Raw genomic sequence first — 17,264 nt, forward strand, 5'->3', positions numbered from 1 at the left:
CCCTTCGATCACTCTGGTATGCTTTGGTTTCGGGCTAAGACGCCTGATCTGCCTCTGCAATTAAATTAAGTAAATTAATTCAATTGCTTAATGACAATGTGTAGCTTGCTACACATTGTCATTTTAAAGCCTTTCCAAACAATTTCGAAGAAATAGAATTCTGCCAGACTAATAAAAAAGCGGAGCAAGTGAGTGCAACAAAGCGATCAAGAAATAGTCAAACAGTTACTTGCTGGCAACGAGAAAGTCTTTGAGTCTCTTTTTGCAAGTTACTACCCGCTTATGTATTCAATTGCACAGTCAATAACTGGAAGTAGTATTGCAGACGAAGTAATCCAAGAAGCTTGGATGTCGGCTTTAAAAGCACTACCTAAATTTGAAGGTCGCTCTTCACTTAAAAGCTGGTTACTGCGAATTGTCGCAAATGAAGCAAAAACAAGATTACGCAAAGAAAAACGTTCAGTTTCGCTTGAATCAATGCAAGATAACTGGAACAGCGATCAGCGCTTTGATAGCAACGCACATTGGGCAAATCCTAGTGCACAGTGGGACGGCGACTCCCCTGAAGCTATTTTAGCTAGCCAAGAATTAAAGAATTGCATCACTAAAAGCCTAAGCCAACTTCCAGAAAACCAAAAAGCAGCGTTACGCTTAAGAGACGCGAGCGGGCTATCAATGGACGAAATTTGTAACATTTTAGACGTAAGCCCGTCTAATTTACGGGTCTTATTGCACCGTGGCAGAGATAAGGTATTACAAGTAATCAGTCATTTTCAAGAAACAGGAGAGTGCTAATGATGCCAACATGTAAGCAAGTGGCTGAGCAACTTTCACATAACATTGATACGCCTATTACAGGCTTAAAGCGAATGAAGTTAAAGCTTCACTTAATCATGTGCCGTTTATGCCGCCGCTATCAGAAACAAATCAACATTTCAGCGCAATCTATCCGGCTAGTTAATCAGCATAAAGTGCCCGATAGCCACTTAAAACTAACCATGCTTAATTTGTACAAGCGTCAATCACCAGCCTTTAAGCAAACGCCAAAAACCGGTGACTAAACTTAACGCCAATATTTTTATTGGTTGTTATTTGAACCGGTTTCCGCTTCTTCGCTAGCTTGCTGAAAGCTAGCCGGCAGATCATAATCCCCTTTAACGGCAACCAATTTATCGTCGACAAAATCCAACTCTAGCTTTTTCTTGGTTAATTGATTCAGGCGAGCATTATTATAGGTATACAAATACACCCATTTATTATCGGCAAAGGTATCTTGAAGGACAGGCGAGCCTAAAACAAAAACGACTTGGTTTTTAGTTAGACCAGGGCGCAGTTTATCAATATCTTTTTGCGCAAGAATATTACCTTGCTGAACATCTAACCGGTATACGCAAGCTGTAAGCAGAAGTACTAACAACAATGATAATTTTTTAAGCATATAAAATCCTGTTTAAACAAGAGAATGAGCATCTATTACACTCGAGCAATTCAGTAAGAAATGCCAAACTAGGGCGTATTCTATATGAATTTGTGCAAAATGCCTTAAAAAAAGAATATAATGTGTTTTATAGTCCATTTTAAAGTCATTTAATTCCATTAAAACTCAAAAAAATATTGAGTCATTCACTAGGGAGCCAAATTTGAACAACCAACAATTAAAAGATGCAGGCTTAAAAGTTACCTTACCGCGTTTAAAAATTTTAAACTTACTTGAAAATGCCGACCAAAAACACCTTAGTGCAGAAGATGTTTATAAGCTACTTTTAGAAAATGGTGAAGATGTTGGCTTAGCAACGGTTTACCGCGTACTCACTCAGTTTGAGTCGGCAGGCTTAGTGGCAAGACATAACTTTGAAGATGGGCACGCAGTGTTTGAGCTAAGCGGAGATGAGCATCATGATCATATGGTGTGCGTAGACAGCGGAAAAGTCATTGAATTTGTTAGCAAAGCAATAGAAGAGCTACAACACGAAATTGCCGAAAAACACGGCTATGAACTTATTGATCATAGTTTAGTGCTGTATGTGAAGAAAAAGAGTAATTAATAAAAAAGCGAGTGAAACTAGAAAACTTCACTCGCTTTTTTAAGTATTTTTAACCCGGCGAATAGTGCGCCAGCTTTACTTTATTACTGTAGTAATTGACTGCTTTCTAACACAATGACTCGCTCATCGGCAGCTAGCATAGGGCGCATATCCGCAAGAACTTTGCTGCGCTCTTCAGAATTAACCCAAGCTTCCCAAGCACTATAGTTCTCCCAACTAGAAATAATATAAGCATGGCTCTTGTTCGACTTTTCTTGCAGCAGCTCGCCTGCAATAAATCCGTCAATCGCCGTTGCTTCTTTTCGTGCTCGTCTAATCATATCAAGATAATCTTGAAAGCAGCCGTCTTTAATTTGACGCTCAATGATTACTCTAATCATGCAACAGTATTCCTTATAAAATATTAAATGGCAAAACAGGGTAAGCCAACAAACTGGTTATTAATTGCCTTGCAGTCTAATGCTTGGTGCGTAAGGTATCAATTAAATTATCTTCTAGTTCGATGCGTTTGGCGATAGCTTCGCCAAGCTTAGATAAGTCTTTATCCAGCTCGCTTAAGTTAGCATCTGCGGAAAACTTCGCATATTTATCATTAAAGCTAACCACTTCATCGGTAGTTTCAGAAATTTCAGGATAAAGCTTGCTTAGCAATTGAATGCTGTCGGTACCATTAACCTCACAGGCATTAACTATTTGCTGATAAACTTCAAAATGACCAGCCGATACATAATCGATGAGTAAGTCACAAAACTGAGTAATTTGTTCAGATTCTGGCAATTCTAGACTGTCTCTTGCACCAGACAACCTAAAATACTGAATAAGCATTTCGCTTCTCTCAGCTAACCAATTGCTTACAGCACTAGTCTTACAGAAATCGTCATTCGTTTTTTCTGCTATTAATTCTGACATGTTTGCCAGGCTCCTTTTATTGACGAAAGACACTCTATGTTTTTACCATATTAACTGCCGAGTTCAAAATTTTTTTCAAAGATTGTAATTTAGTCACGCTTTAATCCAAGGGTTAGACCAAACCAAGATTGTATTCAAAAATAAAACCACCTATATTTGAATATAGAGTACTCGCTAAACACAATGTTAAAACTACTTTAGCTTGATGGCTTAAGTTTAAGGCAACAGTAACACGCTGATAAAAAAAAGATTCAACATTGCGATGTCCTAATAAACTAGGCTATTAATCATGGATTCAAATAAAAATAACACGATAAAAAATAGAAGCCACTTTGCTCGCTATTGGACTATTCGCGGGTTCACTGCCTCCTTAATCGTAATAACTGCACTCCTTCCAGTCGTTAGTGCTTTAAGTATTAACTATTGGATCAACGGCGAATATAACTGGAGAGAGGCTGCCCTAGAGCTAGGTGTTGCTTGTTTAACGCTAGCGATAGTTGCATACCCCGCATTTTACTTACTCAGCTGGGAGTCTAGACAGGCCCAGCGCTGGGATGAAACTAAACAAGATTTTCGGCTATTAATCGACCAAGCGGTCGATATGATATTTCTAGTTTCGTTCGATGGCCAAATCGTAGAGGCCAACCAGAAAGCGCTAGACGCCTTAGGTTACTCTAAAAAAGAAGCTAAGCAACTATCAACATTTGATATTGATATTGAATGCTATTTACATCGTCATCCACAGTTAGTGGATTTAATGCACAGGGGAAAGTCTGTGACTTACCAAACCAGCTATCGCGCTAAAAACGGAAAAATTATCCCGGTCGAATGCCGAGCTCGCACCGCAAGCTGGCTAGAGAAGCCTCACTACATCGAATTTGTGTCAGATATTTCACATCGTTTAGAAATAGAAAAGGAAATCGACGAGTCTCGCGAAGCCTTAGAAAAGACTCGTAATATGCTAGAGTTAAAAATTGCCCAACACTCTAGTGAAATTCAAAAGCAAAAGCGTAGCCGAGCCATGGCCGAGCGATATGCTAACTCGATTCAAAATTACTTAGAGAAGCTTATTGACTCAATGCCCTCGGGTATTATTGCCGTTGATGACAAATACCGTGTTATGCAGTGGAACATTGAAGCTGAAAAAATGACCAATGTGCCTGCTAAAATGGCCATTGGCGAAAAGCTATCAAACCTTTTCCCGGAACTTAATTTACAAATTTCTCAGCATTTAAAAAACAAAGATCTCATCACAAACAATGTTTGGTTTCAATTTAAAACTCAAATCAATCATGAGCAACGAACATTAGAAGTAATGATTTACCCTATTTTTACCCTAAGAGAAGAAGAGCAAGGCGAAGTTATTCGAATAGACGATATAACCGAGCGCACCAAAATTGACGAAACTTTAGTTCAAACAGAAAAAATGCTCTCACTTGGCGGTCTTGCGGCAGGTATGGCGCATGAAATTAATAATCCACTTGGCGCGATTATCCAAAGCACTCAAAATATTAAACGCCGGCTTTCAAGAGACTTACCGCGTAATCAGCAGGTGGCTAAAAACAACAATATTGACTTAGAAGCCTTGCAAGCTTATTTAAGCCAGCAACGAATAGGCGATTTTTTAGAAGGTATTTTAAAGTCGGGCGAGCGTGCCGCTCGCATTGTTGGCGATATGTTAAGCTTTGCTAAACCCGCAAATCATAAATCAAGCCCTATAAATATTGCAGACACTCTCGATGCAGCGGTTAGGCTATCGGCAAAAGATTATAACCAACTTAAACAATTTGATTTTCGTAAAATTGAAATACGTAAAAACTACACTCTCGATAAAGTCTCGGTAATCGCTCAAAAAAATCAGCTTGAACAAGTTTTTTTAAACTTATTAATTAACGCTGCGCAAGCATTAGCCACCATAGAAGATGAACAATTTATTCCTATGATTGAATTAATTGTTCGCAAAGACGGAAACATGGCCTGTGTTGAAATAATTGATAACGGACCTGGAATGAGTGAAGACACTCGCAAGCGTGTGTTTGAGCCATTTTTCACAACCAAAGCCGAAAAAGTTGGAACGGGACTTGGGTTATCGGTTTCTTATTTTATTATTTGTGAGCAACTCGGCGGTAAGCTTACGGTTGAATCGCAGCTCGGCAAAGGGTGTCGATTTAGTCTATTTTTGCCTATATCAAGCAGCGAAAAATTGGATGACGACCCACATGATGAGCAAATAGAACTGCCCCTTTAGCGAGCAGTGCTAGTCACTTTAGACGATTATTTAATGCAAAATTAACTTAAAACAGGCGACGCTGTGGTTTTAAATAACGCCAAATGCTTAAGCTCATTAAACCAGCAACCGCAACAAAGAATACTAATACCCAAGCTGGCATGGAAAGCCCTAATAGACTCCAGCTCACTTTAGCGCATTCACCATCACCGGCCAAAACCGTACTAATCACTTCACTTATAGGCAGCATATCGACTAAATAGTCTAAAGCGGGTCCACAAGCGGGCACTTCGCCTTCAGGTAAGCTTTGCAAGTAGACATGTTTAGCTGAAACGATACCACCACATATTGCGCTCAGTAAGCCCATAATGCCGTAAAATAAATTCCAGCCACTTCCCAATTTAGGTTGATGCAATCCTTTGATTAAAAACCAAACCCCGACCATTAACACGCCTATGCGTTGAAAAATGCATAAAGGACAAGGGTCCATACCTTCAACATATTGAAAATAATAGGCGGTCACTAAAAGTTGATAACAAACAAATGCCATAAAAAGGTTAAAACCACGGGTCTCAAACATGCTTTAGCTCTAAAAAATCAAATGTGCCAAGAGACTATCAGAAAATAATTCAGTTAAAAAGCCATCATCGGTTTTATTCGATAAGACGAAACTAATTGGCAGAGTATTGCCATAGGCATAATGAGTGGCGTGGCAAGCTATTGTTTCAATCACAACAATAATTGAAGTATAAGAATATTTGATAAAAACTAAGGGCAATAAAAAAGCCTCAAATATGAGGCTTATAAAGTTTCCAGTCTGCAGGTCTCACTTTTGTGAGCTTCTTGTATTCGCTAGCGTTGAGTATTTATAACAAACTGATATGTTGCTTGCAACATATATTTACACTCTAACGCAACCAAATATCTCAAAACTGAATTTTTAGTAGCTATTTTTTAGTTTTTAGGGCATCGGCCAAAGCCATTCCAAACGCAGAGTTGGTTGGTTTTGCGGCAGCTTGGTGCCTTTTAGTCTGATTAGCTCGGGTAGAATGATTTCTTTTAGGTGATTCACCTTGTTGACTTTCTGGCTTTGGTCCGACCATTGATAAGCTAATTCGCTTTCGTTTTGCATCTACTTCGATCACATGAACTTTAACAATATCGCCTGTCTTAACCACTTCTCTCGGGTTAGATATAAAGCGGTCACTCATAACCGAAATATGTACTAAGCCGTCTTGGTGAACCCCAATATCAACAAACGCACCAAAATCGGTGACATTCGTAACGCTACCTTCTAGCGCCATGCCTGGTGCCAGATCGGCAATTTTTTCAACACCTTCTTTAAATTTAGCCGCTTTAAAGTCTCCCCGCGGATCTCTACCAGGCTTGTCTAACTCACTTAAAATATCAGTGATAGTTGGTAACCCAAACTTATCTTCAACATAATCTGCAGCTACCACATTTCTTAATAGATCTTTATTGCCCATTAAATTATCAATAGAAACACCTAACTGACTCAGCATTTTTTCTACAATAGGGTAGGTTTCAGGGTGAACACCTGAGCGATCAAGCGGGGTATCTCCATCGGTAATTCGTAAAAAGCCTGCGGCTTGTTCAAAGGCTTTTGGCCCTAAACGCTCAACCTTGGTAATCTCTGAGCGATTACTAAATCGACCATGTTGTTCTCTATAGCGGATAATATTTTGCGCTAACGTCTTGTTTAGTCCAGAAACATAGGTCAGCAAAGGTGCCGACGCCGTGTTGAGATCGACACCGACTTTATTTACACAATCTTCAACCACGCTTGCCAGCGATTTGCTTAGCTGACTTTGGCTTACATCGTGCTGGTACTGTCCTACACCAATTGCTTTGGGTTCAATTTTAACTAACTCGGCGAGTGGATCTTGAAGACGGCGAGCAATAGAAACCGATCCTCGATAGCTTACATCAAGATCTGGAAACTCTTCCGAGGCTAACTTAGAGGCTGAATAAACCGACGCGCCGGCTTCGTTTACAACAATCTTTTGCAGTCCAAGCTTAGGATGTTTTTTCATCACTTCAGCAACCAGCTTATCGGTTTCCCGAGAGGCCGTGCCGTTGCCAATACTCACTAATTTTACTTTGTGCAGTTCACACATAGTTGCTAGTTTCGCAACAGATTGGTCCCATTGGTTTTGTGGGGCATGGGGGAATATTGTAGATTGAGTTAGCAGCTTTCCAGTGTCGTCCACCACTACAGCTTTAACTCCGGTTCTTAAACCTGGATCAAGTCCCATTGTGGCGTACTTTCCGGCTGGAGCCGCCATTAACAAATCACGTAAATTACTCGCAAATACACCAATTGCGCTGGCTTCTGCGCTTTCTCTTAACTTACCAAGTAGCTCCGTCTCAAAGAAATTGTGCAATTTAACTCGCCACGTCCATAACACCACCGTTTGTAACCATGTATCTGCGGCGCGACCTTCGGCTTTAATTTGAGCATGCTTAGCAATTAAGTATTGGGCATGATTGCTGGCTTTTGCATCTTTTAGAAGCGCTTCATCGACAACTAGCTCCAAAGTTAAAATGCCTTCATTTCTGCCTCGGAAAAGAGCTAGCGCACGGTGCGACGGGATCTTGTCGAGTTTTTCTGAGTATTCAAAGTAATCTCTAAACTTGTGACCTTCATCTTCTTTACCGGCAATAACGGTTGCTCTAACGAATGCATTGGCTTGCAAATATTGACGGATTTCGGCTAATAATGCGGCATTTTCGGCGAAATTCTCCATTAATATTTGCTTAGCACCATCTAACGCTGCTTTGCTGTCAGCCACCCCTTTATCTGCATCTATGTAAGCTTGTGCACTTGTTTCTGGATCTTGATTGGGATCATTTATAAGCAAGTCGGCGAGTGGTTGTAAGCCTGCTTCGCGCGCAATTTGTGCTTTGGTACGGCGCTTAGGCTTGTATGGTAAATAAAGATCTTCTAAATGGCTCTTAGTTTCCGCCTCTAAAATACTCACCTTTAATTCGGCAGTTAACTTATCTTGCTCTTCAATGCTCTTTAAAATAACTTGGCGGCGATCATCAAGTTCTCTCAAATAGCCTAACCGCTCTTCTAAATCACGCAATTGTGAATCATCTAACCCACCAGTCGCTTCCTTTCTATATCGAGATATAAAAGGAACACTGGAGCCTTCATCCATCAATTGAATGGCAGCCTCAACTTGGGTTTGCTTTACATTTAATTCTTGAGCGATTTTTTGAGCGATATTTAGCATATGGAATCCAGACTCACCTTTTGAATTTGATACTTCTTAATATTCAACCAACAACCGTGTAATCATTTTTTGATTGTTAATTAGACTAGAAGCCCTTATTGCGGCCTTCATTAAAATAGAAGGGCGATTATAAACAAATCAACGGGAAATTCAGTAGTTATTCGAGTTTATTCTGCATCAAGTCACTTAAATATGAGCTATTGCAGCTTTAAACTTTTAAGCAAAAGTTATACTCTGTAACAATTAGTGAGTAAAAAGCTTTGCCTTTCAATACGTTAATAGTTAAAAATAACCCAAAGCATCAAGCTAACCTAAATTTACACCGAAGCATTAGGCAGACAAGCGATACCTGGAGGGGAAAATGAGTGAAGAAACGCAAAAAATATTGGTTGTCGATGACGACCTGCGTTTACGTAGTTTATTAGAGCGTTATTTTAAAGAACAAGGATATATCGTTAAGGCTGCAGCAGACGCAGAGCAAATGGATCGCTTTTTAGAGCGTGAAAACTACCATTTGATGGTGCTCGATTTAATGCTTCCTGGTGAAGATGGGCTATCTATTTGCAAACGCTTGCGCGGCAATGACAACCCAATACCTATCATCATGTTAACCGCCAAAGGAGATGATGTTGATCGTATTATTGGTCTTGAACTCGGCGCAGATGATTACCTCGCAAAGCCATTTAACCCTAGAGAACTGCTCGCTCGTGTCAAAGCGGTATTACGCCGAAATACTACCGAGCTGCCTGGCGCACCTAGCGGTGAAGAGAAAATTATTGAGTTTGGTGAATTTAAACTAAACTTAGCAACCCGAGAAATGACTCAAAACGGCAAGCAATTAACCTTAACCAGTGGCGAGTTCGCGGTTTTAAAATCTTTAGTTACTAATCCAAGACAGCCACTTTCAAGAGACAAACTAATGAACTTAGCGCGCGGCCGAGACTATAGTGCCCTAGAACGCAGTATAGATGTGCAAGTTTCTCGACTAAGAAGAATGATTGAAGAAGATCCGGCTAAACCACGCTATTTACAAACCGTTTGGGGAATTGGCTATGTATTTGTTCCCGATAGTGAACAATAGGTAGAGTTAACCAATAAAAATTTAAAAAATTACACCGTAAAATTGAGATTGAGAGCGCTCTAGCATTAGCTCTAGTATTTGAGCGCTCTAACTTCCCCATAAAAACAAAGCTAAGCCACTAAATATACTAATAAACACCACCATTCTGGCAACCAAAATTTTGCCTGTAGGCTTTTTAGCGGTTTGGGTTACATACTCATATGACTGAAGTTCTGGGTGGCAATACTGACATGCGGTTTGGCCAATAATAAATTGATGTCCACATTCATGACATGACCTTATCAATTGACGCGGACCGTAGCACTGCTTTACCTCAGCCATACTCACCTCTATATTTCGCAAATACTGCTTTTGAAAATTGCAAAAACAACCTTATTTGCTCTGAGTATAGTCGAGAAAACTAATATTGCTAGGCAGATAAAAGACTTCTTATAACAGTGAATATTAATAAACTATTTAGTTTTTAAACTTCTTCCTCTTCACCATCAATAATAAACCCGATGCGTCGTTTCACTTGTTTAGGTTCTACTTTTTTTACAAAACAAAGCAGTTGAACAGTCGACTGATGTGCTAATAGCATGCAGGGGCTTCCGTTCATTTGACCTTCAATGCGGATCCCGTGAAAGCTCTCTTGCGCGAGCCTTTCTACCGTGATTTGTATTCCACCATATAAAACAGCCAAAATCGCTGGCTCTTCATCCGCAGGCAACTGCTTTCTCCATTGAGTCATGGTATCGGCTAAACGGCGCATTAATACCCCAGCCGATTGATACTCATTAGCCTGCGCCGGACTAACTGCTTGTTGAGGCGCTTGCAAATTGGGTAATGCGCGCTGTGGAACAACCTGCTCATGAATGAGCTGTTGTGTATTTTGAAAATTATCAGTTGATTTAGACAAATCCTGTTGCGGCATAATGACCTCAATATCGTTATAGTTAGATTGCGATTTATTTCTTGCGCTGTGCACCAATGGGCAACTGGTTTGCGCGTAACAACTCTGGAGTGACTACCTTACTCGGTGAATTCAAAAAATCTAACAACATATCAAAGGCATCAACTCCCCAAAAATTAGTTAAATTTGCAGTTTCCGGGATATTTTTATTGTTAACATTAAACGTTGGAACGCCAAACACCTCATTTTGAATAGCCTGTTGAGTATTTTCTTTCAGGGCATCTTTTACCCAGCTTTGATTTGCCTGCGTGGTAATATCTTGAATATTTAATGCTGTTTCAACAGAGTTTATAAACGACTCGCTTTGCGGTGCATAGCCGTACTTCCAAATCGCTTCAAATATAGTTTTTACAACCGCTAGACTCGCCTGATTAGCAACGGCAATTCTTAAGGGTAGCAGCGAATTAAATGGATGGCTTGGTGGCATTTTATAATCAACCCCCATTTTAGCTGCCATCCAAATACAGTGTTGGTATGTAAAAAGTCGTTTAGGCGCCACTTCAGCCGGCCCAGTATTTTGCCAATGGTTGAGCAATCCTGCTAATAAGACAGGCTTTAATGTAAGTTCACAGTCTGCAGGAAGGCGCTCTAATTGGCTCAGCTGCAAGTAAGCAAACGGTGAAATAAAGTCAAAATACCAGGTCAGTTTAGTTGCCATTGGGCAGCTCCTATTGGCGTTTTTTTCTAGCTTCAAATGCAGCCATTTGAGCATCGCTTGCGCGCGTCTGAAATTTCTCTTTCCACTCTGCATAGGGCATGCCATAGACTTTTTCGCGCGCTTGCTCGTAATCCATAGTGACGCCTTCTTCCTGAGCGGCACTCACCATCCATTTGGCTAAACAGTTTCGACAAAAATCTGCCAAAATCATTAGATCAATATTTTGTACGTCTTTATTATCATCTAAGTGACGCAACAGTCGATTAAAAACGGCCGCATCAATTGCTTGTTGTTTATCCATCACTTTCGCCTAAAATTGAAAAGTTAAATTGCCAACGGTTTGCTGCTTTCAAAAACCAAGATATAAATTAAACCTTATTTCAGTTAGTATCACAACACTATTAAAAATAATGTAACGCTTATGCACTCATTCATCACGCCATTATTTGAACGTCTTTTAAAACATCCTAAATACATTATTTTTACTGCAACACTCAGTTTAATTTTACTCGGGCTTGGTTTGCAGAACTTAACGATAAGTAATGACTTTCGTGTTTATTTAAGCAAGAGCAATCCACAGCTACAAGCATTTGAAAAATTCGAAGACAATTACGTCAAGTCAAACAACGCTACTTTTGTCGTCAATGTGCAACAAGGTGATTTGTTCACGGTAGAAGGCTTACAGTTAATGCAGCAGCTAACACAAGCGGCTTGGCAAGTAATGTACGCGAATAGGGTCACATCAATCGTGAATTTCACTGTAACACGTGGATTGAATGATGAGATTGAAAGTTTTCCATTAATCGACAATGAGCAAGAGTTAAACCAAACCAGCGTACATGAAATTAAAAATATTGCTATCAAACAAAAGCGATTAATAGGCAATTTAATTACCCCTGATTTAAAGTTAGCCGTTGTCTCAATTACGCTTAATTTGCCAGAAAGCGACGCCAACGCATCACTTAAAATCACTGAGCAAATGCGTGCGATAAGAGATGAATTTCGTCTAGTCTATCCCAAGTTTACGATTAGAAATGGCGGCTCAACGGCTTTTAATGCAAGTTTAGCTGAAGCGGTAGAAAACGATATTAAATTGTTACTTCCTATCAGCTATCTCCTGATCTTTGTGGGCTTACTTTTATTTCTTCGCTGTAGCAGCAGTACGAGTGCTATATTTATTTTAATTTCTAGCTGCTTGGTCATGACCTTCGGGTTCTTTGGCTGGGTGTCGCCAGAACTGACCCCAATTGCCGGTTTTGCACCAAGCATTCTACTTTCTATTATGGTGGCTGATAGCGTGCATATTTTAGTAACTTATCAGCAGCAGCTAGCAACTAAACTAACTCGGCAACAAGCAATATTAAAAAGTTTAGAAATCAATCTTATGCCAGTGCTTATTACAAGCTTTACTACCATTGTAGGTTTTTTAAGCCTTAATTTAAGCGCTTCACCACCCTATCAAGCACTAGGAAATATGGTAGCCTTTGGCGTAGTAATTGCGTTGCTAATGAGCCTTTTTGTTTTACCTTGTTTAATTTTAATATTACCCAAAAGCAAACCTCGCTCAATGACACAGTCTCAAACTATGGCAAATTTGGCGCAGCATATTATCCGTGGTCGACATTATTACCTTATAGCCACTAGCTTGCTTACCATACTTTTATGCACTTTTATCAATAATAATAAACTCTCCGACAATTGGGCCAAGTATTTCGATGATAGCTTTGAAATTGTGCAGCTTGTCAAGGATATTGATGGCTATTTAACTGGCATTAACTCGCTTGAGTATTCCTTTGAATCAAACTTAAAAGAGGGGATTTTTGCGCCTGAGTATTTACACCAATTAGAGCAGTTTGAAACATGGTTTAGACAAAACCCCAAGGTCGTCAACGTTAGTTCATTTAGCCAGTTAATGAAGGATTTAAATCAGGTAATGCACAACCAAAGTCCAGAGGCATTTGAAATTCCTACATCAAGCCAACTGGCAGCACAGTATTTATTATTTTATGAACTGGGCTTGCCATTAGGCTTGGGACTCAACAATCAAGTCACAATTCACAAAAATGCCACTCGCTTTACTGTGGCGGTTACTAACTTAGGTTCCGATCAACTGCTCGCCCTCGATCAGCAAGCGCAACTTTGGCTAAGTCAAAATGCACCGGCAATAAAAGCACAACCGGCTACCGGACTTGGCGTGGTGTTTGCTCACATAGCCCAGCGGAATATTGTTGGGTTGCTGCAAGGAACTTTGTTAGCGCTGATAGGTATTTCAATTATACTAATGTTGGTATTAAAGTCGCTTAAATATGGCTTACTGAGTTTAGTACCTAATTTAATTCCCGCCGCTATGGCCTATGGTTTATGGGGGGCAACCTTTGGTTACGTCGATATTTCGCTTTCTATTGTTGCTTGTGCCACCTTGGGTATCGTTGTGGATGACACAGTGCATTTTTTACATAAATATATTCTCGCAAGGCGCTCCGGCCACTCGACCCAAGAATCCGTTCAACTCGCATTTCAGCGCGTTGGCGCTGCTTTAGTCACCACAACAACCGTACTTGCTGCCGGTTTCTTGGTGCTTGCTTTTTCAGCGATGAATACATCTGCAACCATTGGAATATTAATGGCGGTCACCTTAATATTTGCTTTAATCGTCGACTTTTTTATGCTGCCTCCTTTGCTTTTATTATTTGATAGGAAAAAGCCTAAAAACTAAATTACTCGGAAAGTTTGCTTATAACTTAAGACTAATTGACAGAGTAGTTGGGAATGATTACTCTCTTTGGTTAAGTACTTTTTACACCAATAAACACTTGAAGTTGTATAGCCAAGTTATACACTGCATCACCTAGGATAGTTCTATGCAACAACCATTTGAAAATTACGCAGCAATGCAAGAATACGTCCTTCATCAACTCCACAGCAAACTTGAAGACAGCTATGCAGATATTATTGAGAAGCCGCAACCAACTTATCAAAAACTTCGCCAAGCATTGTCACAACTTGATCATGTCACTGGAATTGCGTTAATTTTAAATAGACGCTCAGAAATCGCCTTTATCAATCAGCAAGGAATGAAACTGATCGACAGTTACACTCCACAAGTTATCGGCAAAAGCTGGATTAACCACTTTATTCCTAGCAACCAAAAAACTGAAATGCGATTAGTCTTAGAACAAGTAATTCGCGGCCAAACCAAACCCTTTAACGCCTACTTAAATCACATACAAGCAACAAACGGAAAAATTATAAACACCACATGGGAAAACACTTTTATTAAAAATTCTAATGATGAAATTATAGGAAGCTTTAGTTATGGATTGGCTGTTGGCCAATAATGTTCCAACCAGTAATACTTAAGAAGGATTAGTTTATGGCTTTACCAGATTCAACCAGTGCCGCAAAATCAGGCATTAAGATTAGTTATAAGCAAGTTCTTGAGTTTTGGTTTGAGCAAAGCGAACCAAAGCAATGGTTTCGAAAAGATCCTGATTTTGATAAAAAAATTACCGAAAAATTTCTCTCAACCTACTGGCAAGCGACTCGATGCGAACTTTTTGAGTGGCGTAATTCAGCGCCAGGGCGCTTAGCAGAAATAATTCTGCTTGATCAGTTTTCACGCAATATGTTTCGCGATCAACCGCAAGCATTTAAATTTGACTCACTTGCAGTCACCCTTGCACAAGAAGCCATTCATTGTGGCGATGATCTGCAACTACCCACTAACCAACGCAAGTTCATCTATATGCCGTTAATGCACTCAGAATCAGAGGCGGTACACCAACTGGCTTTAAAGGTATTTGCGCAACCGGGCCTACAAGATAACTATGAGTACGAACTTAAGCACTATAAAATTATCCAACAATTTGGACGATACCCTCACCGTAATGCGATTTTAGGACGAGAGTCTAGTGAAGAAGAATTAGAATTTTTACAAACGCCAGGCTCTTCGTTTTAAAGGAGGCTAACCCAACGATTTAGAATAAAACAAGCTCCTTTAAGTATCTATAAGCATGACTCAAAGGAGCGTCTATCGCTTAATCGTCCCAATCTTCAATATCTACCGCTAGTTCTTCATCTTCATCAGATGCCGCCTCTCTAGCGCTCGCTGAGACAGATATTTTTATATGATTAATTTGACGATACTTAATCCAAATACTGGCAATTTCGCTGTACTCTTTTTGAGAGTTAAGTAACGCTTGAAGTAATTCCTGATCATCGCTGGTTGGATTGCTTACTTCGCCATTTAATAATGCCTGAATAAACACGCCATTTTGCTCTAACAATTGACTTTGTCTGATAGTAAAGTCACCAGAGCGGGAAAAACCGTATGGATAACGTCGAAAATCAGCAAAGCGCTTGGATAACCAATATTCTCGTGTTTGCATATTCATTCCTCTTTGAGTCGTTGTATATACAAAGTAAAAGATTCAACACTAATTCGATTTTAAATTAGGCTGCCTGTTTCGCGAATATTAGCTGTTAATAGAATATTTTGAAGCAAATAAAATTTATCGTATCGATTAATAAGATTAATCGTTTGAAAAGGTCTTTTTTAGGGTTGCCTGTGTCACGGTATTTACTGAGAGATAAGGCTATATTTAAGAGTATTTAACTAGACCGCTAATTCGAAGAAAGCAATATTAGACACCGATGATGCAACGCACCTAACATTAAACGCAAGTGCAAAACACCTGCGCCTCTGCGAGAGTTTTTACCTTCCCATGCATCCAAAAGTTAACACAACAATTTTTGCCCAGTGTTTTTTTGTTTTTCTTGCATGGTTTCAACTTCACTAATTGATGCACATTCTAGATTTGCGATTTCTCATGTAACGCGTCACTCAATCAAACATCAAATTCAGGGTGTTACTAACAATCAGTCCTAAAGATAATGTTTTCAATCAAAGAGCTTGAGGACACTCCCAAAAATGAAACTTTAGTAGGAATAAAGTCAATATCTGCTTCCGAAAAATGAAATTCGACAGTTTTCTCCGCAGGAAGCACAAAAGTATAGATATTCTCGATTCTCCACGCAACTTCAACAGAAATTCCAACTTTCGTTTTATTAACGTAAATCATAACTTTCATTTTCTCATTCAAGTCAAAGGAAACATCAAGAGGTTCCGCGGAAACATCATCACTATGCTTAATTAATGAATCTAACTTTAATGTGGAACGATTATAATAAAATAATAAATCGTATCGCTTGCTACTATCTGAGTTTAGAAATGAAATCCTTGAGTAAGGGTTCCATTCACTTTCTAAGTTTACTTTTGTGAACTTGGTATCGAACCCTAAACCACAAAATCCATTAGGAAAATACTTTGTGATTTTTGAAGATGGTCCGTCTTCGACTGATATTTCAAAATCGATTCCTCTTTTAATTACTTCTATCTTGCCATTTCCTGCAGGCATAGTAATAGTATTCGTTTTACAGCCAGTAACAATAACAATAAACAAGATACACAATAAATAAGTTTTCAATTAAAAATCCTTAGACATAGATTAATTTTTATAGCGCTCAATCGCTTGCGAAATAGAAGCCTAGTGTATAAACAATAACCGTGTATTAATAGGTAACGAATCATGATAAGTAGTTTCATCTAGTATAATTGTATCACTATCATTTTCACCGCTAAGCTAAGCAATCATTCATTTCAACTAAACACTAGTCCATCTATTTTATTTAGAAAAGCACTAGAACATCCATTTTTATTGCCACCTAATACTACATTACCTCAGCAGAAGTTCAAAGCGCTGTTCTGTGCAGTTTAGACAAACAATGTTGAGGTATTGGCTATTACCGGTAACATTGTTCGCAAGCTGGCCGTTCTTTAATTCACATTATTCTAATGAAATATCATGGCCATTTTGAGCTATCTTAAGAGTTAAGGTAATACTCAATCGCTGAAGCTAAATCAATTATTAGATTGCGCTTGCAAGTCAAAGTAAAAACCTATCTAACCTGATACCCATAAATAGCTAAATAAAACTCGCTTTACCGTCAATTTAGTCTTGAGCTAGTTTTGGAAATAGTTCTGGGGTCCTTTCTTTTTTGTCTACTTCAGTTTTTTTTAAATTCTCAAGCACTTTAGCGATTACTCATGTTGAATGAACAATACCAAAATAA

19 protein-coding genes are annotated in these 17,264 nt (G+C 39.2%); 8 read left to right on the forward strand and 11 right to left on the reverse strand.

The window, feature by feature from the left end:
• Positions 1 to 192: 192 nt before the first annotated feature.
• Together ACUR5C_RS15665 and ACUR5C_RS15670 are read left to right on the forward strand one after the other, a co-directional pair.
• Entirely contained in the window at positions 193 to 795 is a 603-nt protein-coding gene (locus ACUR5C_RS15665; protein WP_454466123.1) for an RNA polymerase sigma factor, read from the forward strand.
• A complete protein-coding gene (locus tag ACUR5C_RS15670) occupies positions 795 to 1,061 on the forward strand; it encodes an anti-sigma factor family protein (protein ID WP_454466124.1) in 267 nt (88 codons plus the stop codon). Before ACUR5C_RS15665 ends, ACUR5C_RS15670 begins: the two co-directional genes overlap by 1 nt.
• A gap of 17 nt (positions 1,062 to 1,078) precedes the next feature.
• Here ACUR5C_RS15670 and ACUR5C_RS15675 read toward each other — a convergent pair whose 3' ends face one another.
• A complete protein-coding gene (locus ACUR5C_RS15675; RefSeq protein WP_454466125.1) occupies positions 1,079 to 1,438 on the reverse strand; it encodes an outer membrane protein assembly factor BamE in 360 nt (119 codons plus the stop codon).
• A gap of 202 nt (positions 1,439 to 1,640) precedes the next feature.
• On the opposite strand from ACUR5C_RS15675, the gene fur reads away from it, so the two are divergent.
• Positions 1,641 to 2,045 carry a ferric iron uptake transcriptional regulator gene (gene fur / locus ACUR5C_RS15680; RefSeq protein ID WP_454466126.1) on the forward strand — a complete coding sequence of 135 codons (405 nt, stop codon included), beginning with the start codon at positions 1,641 to 1,643 and terminating at the stop codon, positions 2,043 to 2,045.
• Positions 2,046 to 2,128: 83 nt separating this feature from the next.
• On the opposite strand, the gene ACUR5C_RS15685 is transcribed toward fur, so the two are convergent.
• Complete coding sequence (locus ACUR5C_RS15685; RefSeq protein ID WP_454466127.1) at positions 2,129 to 2,425, reverse strand: antibiotic biosynthesis monooxygenase family protein; 297 nt, start codon at positions 2,423 to 2,425, stop codon at positions 2,129 to 2,131.
• 76 nt (positions 2,426 to 2,501) lie between these two features.
• Positions 2,502 to 2,954: a sigma D regulator gene (rsd, locus tag ACUR5C_RS15690; protein WP_454466128.1), complete on the reverse strand. Its 453-nt coding sequence runs from the start codon at positions 2,952 to 2,954 to the stop codon at positions 2,502 to 2,504.
• A 289-nt stretch (positions 2,955 to 3,243) separates the two neighbouring features.
• On the opposite strand from rsd, the gene ACUR5C_RS15695 reads away from it, so the two are divergent.
• Complete coding sequence (locus ACUR5C_RS15695) at positions 3,244 to 5,202, forward strand: PAS domain-containing sensor histidine kinase (protein ID WP_454466129.1); 1,959 nt, start codon at positions 3,244 to 3,246, stop codon at positions 5,200 to 5,202.
• Between the two features lie 46 nt (positions 5,203 to 5,248).
• Here the strand turns inward: ACUR5C_RS15695 and ACUR5C_RS15700 are convergent, their stop codons facing one another.
• Positions 5,249 to 5,761 carry a disulfide bond formation protein B gene (locus ACUR5C_RS15700; protein ID WP_454466130.1) on the reverse strand — a complete coding sequence of 171 codons (513 nt, stop codon included), beginning with the start codon at positions 5,759 to 5,761 and terminating at the stop codon, positions 5,249 to 5,251.
• A gap of 367 nt (positions 5,762 to 6,128) precedes the next feature.
• Positions 6,129 to 8,441: a Tex family protein gene (locus ACUR5C_RS15705; RefSeq protein WP_454466132.1), complete on the reverse strand. Its 2,313-nt coding sequence runs from the start codon at positions 8,439 to 8,441 to the stop codon at positions 6,129 to 6,131.
• A gap of 361 nt (positions 8,442 to 8,802) precedes the next feature.
• Between ACUR5C_RS15705 and ompR the strand changes: the two genes are divergently transcribed.
• The gene (gene ompR / locus ACUR5C_RS15710) at positions 8,803 to 9,522 is read left to right on the forward strand and encodes an osmolarity response regulator transcription factor OmpR (RefSeq protein WP_454466133.1); all 720 of its coding nucleotides are present in this window, start codon (positions 8,803 to 8,805) and stop codon (positions 9,520 to 9,522) included.
• Positions 9,523 to 9,609: 87 nt separating this feature from the next.
• Here the strand turns inward: ompR and ACUR5C_RS15715 are convergent, their stop codons facing one another.
• The 4 genes from ACUR5C_RS15715 to ACUR5C_RS15730 all read right to left on the reverse strand — a co-directional run bounded on the left by ACUR5C_RS15715 (position 9,610) and on the right by ACUR5C_RS15730 (position 11,433).
• A complete protein-coding gene (locus ACUR5C_RS15715) occupies positions 9,610 to 9,843 on the reverse strand; it encodes a hypothetical protein (RefSeq protein WP_454466134.1) in 234 nt (77 codons plus the stop codon).
• A 142-nt stretch (positions 9,844 to 9,985) separates the two neighbouring features.
• Positions 9,986 to 10,489, reverse strand: a complete 504-nt coding sequence (locus ACUR5C_RS15720; protein WP_454466135.1) for a hypothetical protein — start codon at positions 10,487 to 10,489, stop codon at positions 9,986 to 9,988.
• Entirely contained in the window at positions 10,470 to 11,132 is a 663-nt protein-coding gene (locus ACUR5C_RS15725) for a 2-hydroxychromene-2-carboxylate isomerase (RefSeq protein ID WP_454466136.1), read from the reverse strand. Before ACUR5C_RS15725 ends, ACUR5C_RS15720 begins: the two co-directional genes overlap by 20 nt.
• 10 nt (positions 11,133 to 11,142) lie before the next feature.
• On the reverse strand, positions 11,143 to 11,433 hold the full coding sequence (locus ACUR5C_RS15730) for a DUF1244 domain-containing protein (RefSeq protein ID WP_454466137.1): 291 nt from the start codon (positions 11,431 to 11,433) through the stop codon (positions 11,143 to 11,145).
• A 120-nt stretch (positions 11,434 to 11,553) separates the two neighbouring features.
• Between ACUR5C_RS15730 and ACUR5C_RS15735 the strand changes: the two genes are divergently transcribed.
• The 3 genes from ACUR5C_RS15735 (at position 11,554) to ACUR5C_RS15745 (ending at position 15,090) form a co-directional block, all read left to right on the forward strand.
• Entirely contained in the window at positions 11,554 to 13,848 is a 2,295-nt protein-coding gene (locus tag ACUR5C_RS15735) for an efflux RND transporter permease subunit (protein ID WP_454466138.1), read from the forward strand.
• Positions 13,849 to 13,993: 145 nt separating this feature from the next.
• The gene (locus tag ACUR5C_RS15740) at positions 13,994 to 14,470 is read left to right on the forward strand and encodes a hypothetical protein (RefSeq protein WP_454466139.1); all 477 of its coding nucleotides are present in this window, start codon (positions 13,994 to 13,996) and stop codon (positions 14,468 to 14,470) included.
• A 35-nt stretch (positions 14,471 to 14,505) separates the two neighbouring features.
• Positions 14,506 to 15,090 carry a DUF924 family protein gene (locus tag ACUR5C_RS15745; protein ID WP_454466140.1) on the forward strand — a complete coding sequence of 195 codons (585 nt, stop codon included), beginning with the start codon at positions 14,506 to 14,508 and terminating at the stop codon, positions 15,088 to 15,090.
• Between the two features lie 79 nt (positions 15,091 to 15,169).
• On the opposite strand, the gene maoP is transcribed toward ACUR5C_RS15745, so the two are convergent.
• Positions 15,170 to 15,520 (reverse strand): DUF413 domain-containing protein, encoded by a 351-nt coding sequence (gene maoP / locus ACUR5C_RS15750; RefSeq protein WP_454466141.1) that lies wholly within the window; start codon positions 15,518 to 15,520, stop codon positions 15,170 to 15,172.
• A 483-nt stretch (positions 15,521 to 16,003) separates the two neighbouring features.
• A complete protein-coding gene (locus ACUR5C_RS15755; RefSeq protein WP_454466142.1) occupies positions 16,004 to 16,618 on the reverse strand; it encodes a hypothetical protein in 615 nt (204 codons plus the stop codon).
• Positions 16,619 to 17,264: the final 646 nt, after the last annotated feature.

This window comes from Aliikangiella aequoris, from assembly GCF_053709105.1.

Excerpts from the sequence above, each read along its gene's own strand:
- ACUR5C_RS15695 (WP_454466129.1), top strand. The coding sequence starts at position 3,244 with ATGGATTCAAATAAAAATAACACGATAAAAAATAGAAGCCACTTTGCT.
- ACUR5C_RS15740 (WP_454466139.1), top strand. The coding sequence starts at position 13,994 with ATGCAACAACCATTTGAAAATTACGCAGCAATGCAAGAATACGTCCTT.
- ACUR5C_RS15700 (WP_454466130.1), bottom strand. The coding sequence starts at position 5,761 with ATGTTTGAGACCCGTGGTTTTAACCTTTTTATGGCATTTGTTTGTTAT.
- ACUR5C_RS15670 (WP_454466124.1), top strand. The coding sequence starts at position 795 with ATGATGCCAACATGTAAGCAAGTGGCTGAGCAACTTTCACATAACATT.
- ACUR5C_RS15730 (WP_454466137.1), bottom strand. The coding sequence starts at position 11,433 with ATGGATAAACAACAAGCAATTGATGCGGCCGTTTTTAATCGACTGTTG.
- ACUR5C_RS15725 (WP_454466136.1), bottom strand. The coding sequence starts at position 11,132 with ATGGCAACTAAACTGACCTGGTATTTTGACTTTATTTCACCGTTTGCT.
- ompR (WP_454466133.1), top strand. The coding sequence starts at position 8,803 with ATGAGTGAAGAAACGCAAAAAATATTGGTTGTCGATGACGACCTGCGT.
- ACUR5C_RS15685 (WP_454466127.1), bottom strand. The coding sequence starts at position 2,425 with ATGATTAGAGTAATCATTGAGCGTCAAATTAAAGACGGCTGCTTTCAA.
- ACUR5C_RS15675 (WP_454466125.1), bottom strand. The coding sequence starts at position 1,438 with ATGCTTAAAAAATTATCATTGTTGTTAGTACTTCTGCTTACAGCTTGC.
- ACUR5C_RS15705 (WP_454466132.1), bottom strand. The coding sequence starts at position 8,441 with ATGCTAAATATCGCTCAAAAAATCGCTCAAGAATTAAATGTAAAGCAA.
- maoP (WP_454466141.1), bottom strand. The coding sequence starts at position 15,520 with ATGCAAACACGAGAATATTGGTTATCCAAGCGCTTTGCTGATTTTCGA.
- ACUR5C_RS15715 (WP_454466134.1), bottom strand. The coding sequence starts at position 9,843 with ATGGCTGAGGTAAAGCAGTGCTACGGTCCGCGTCAATTGATAAGGTCA.
- rsd (WP_454466128.1), bottom strand. The coding sequence starts at position 2,954 with ATGTCAGAATTAATAGCAGAAAAAACGAATGACGATTTCTGTAAGACT.
- ACUR5C_RS15745 (WP_454466140.1), top strand. The coding sequence starts at position 14,506 with ATGGCTTTACCAGATTCAACCAGTGCCGCAAAATCAGGCATTAAGATT.
- ACUR5C_RS15735 (WP_454466138.1), top strand. The coding sequence starts at position 11,554 with ATGCACTCATTCATCACGCCATTATTTGAACGTCTTTTAAAACATCCT.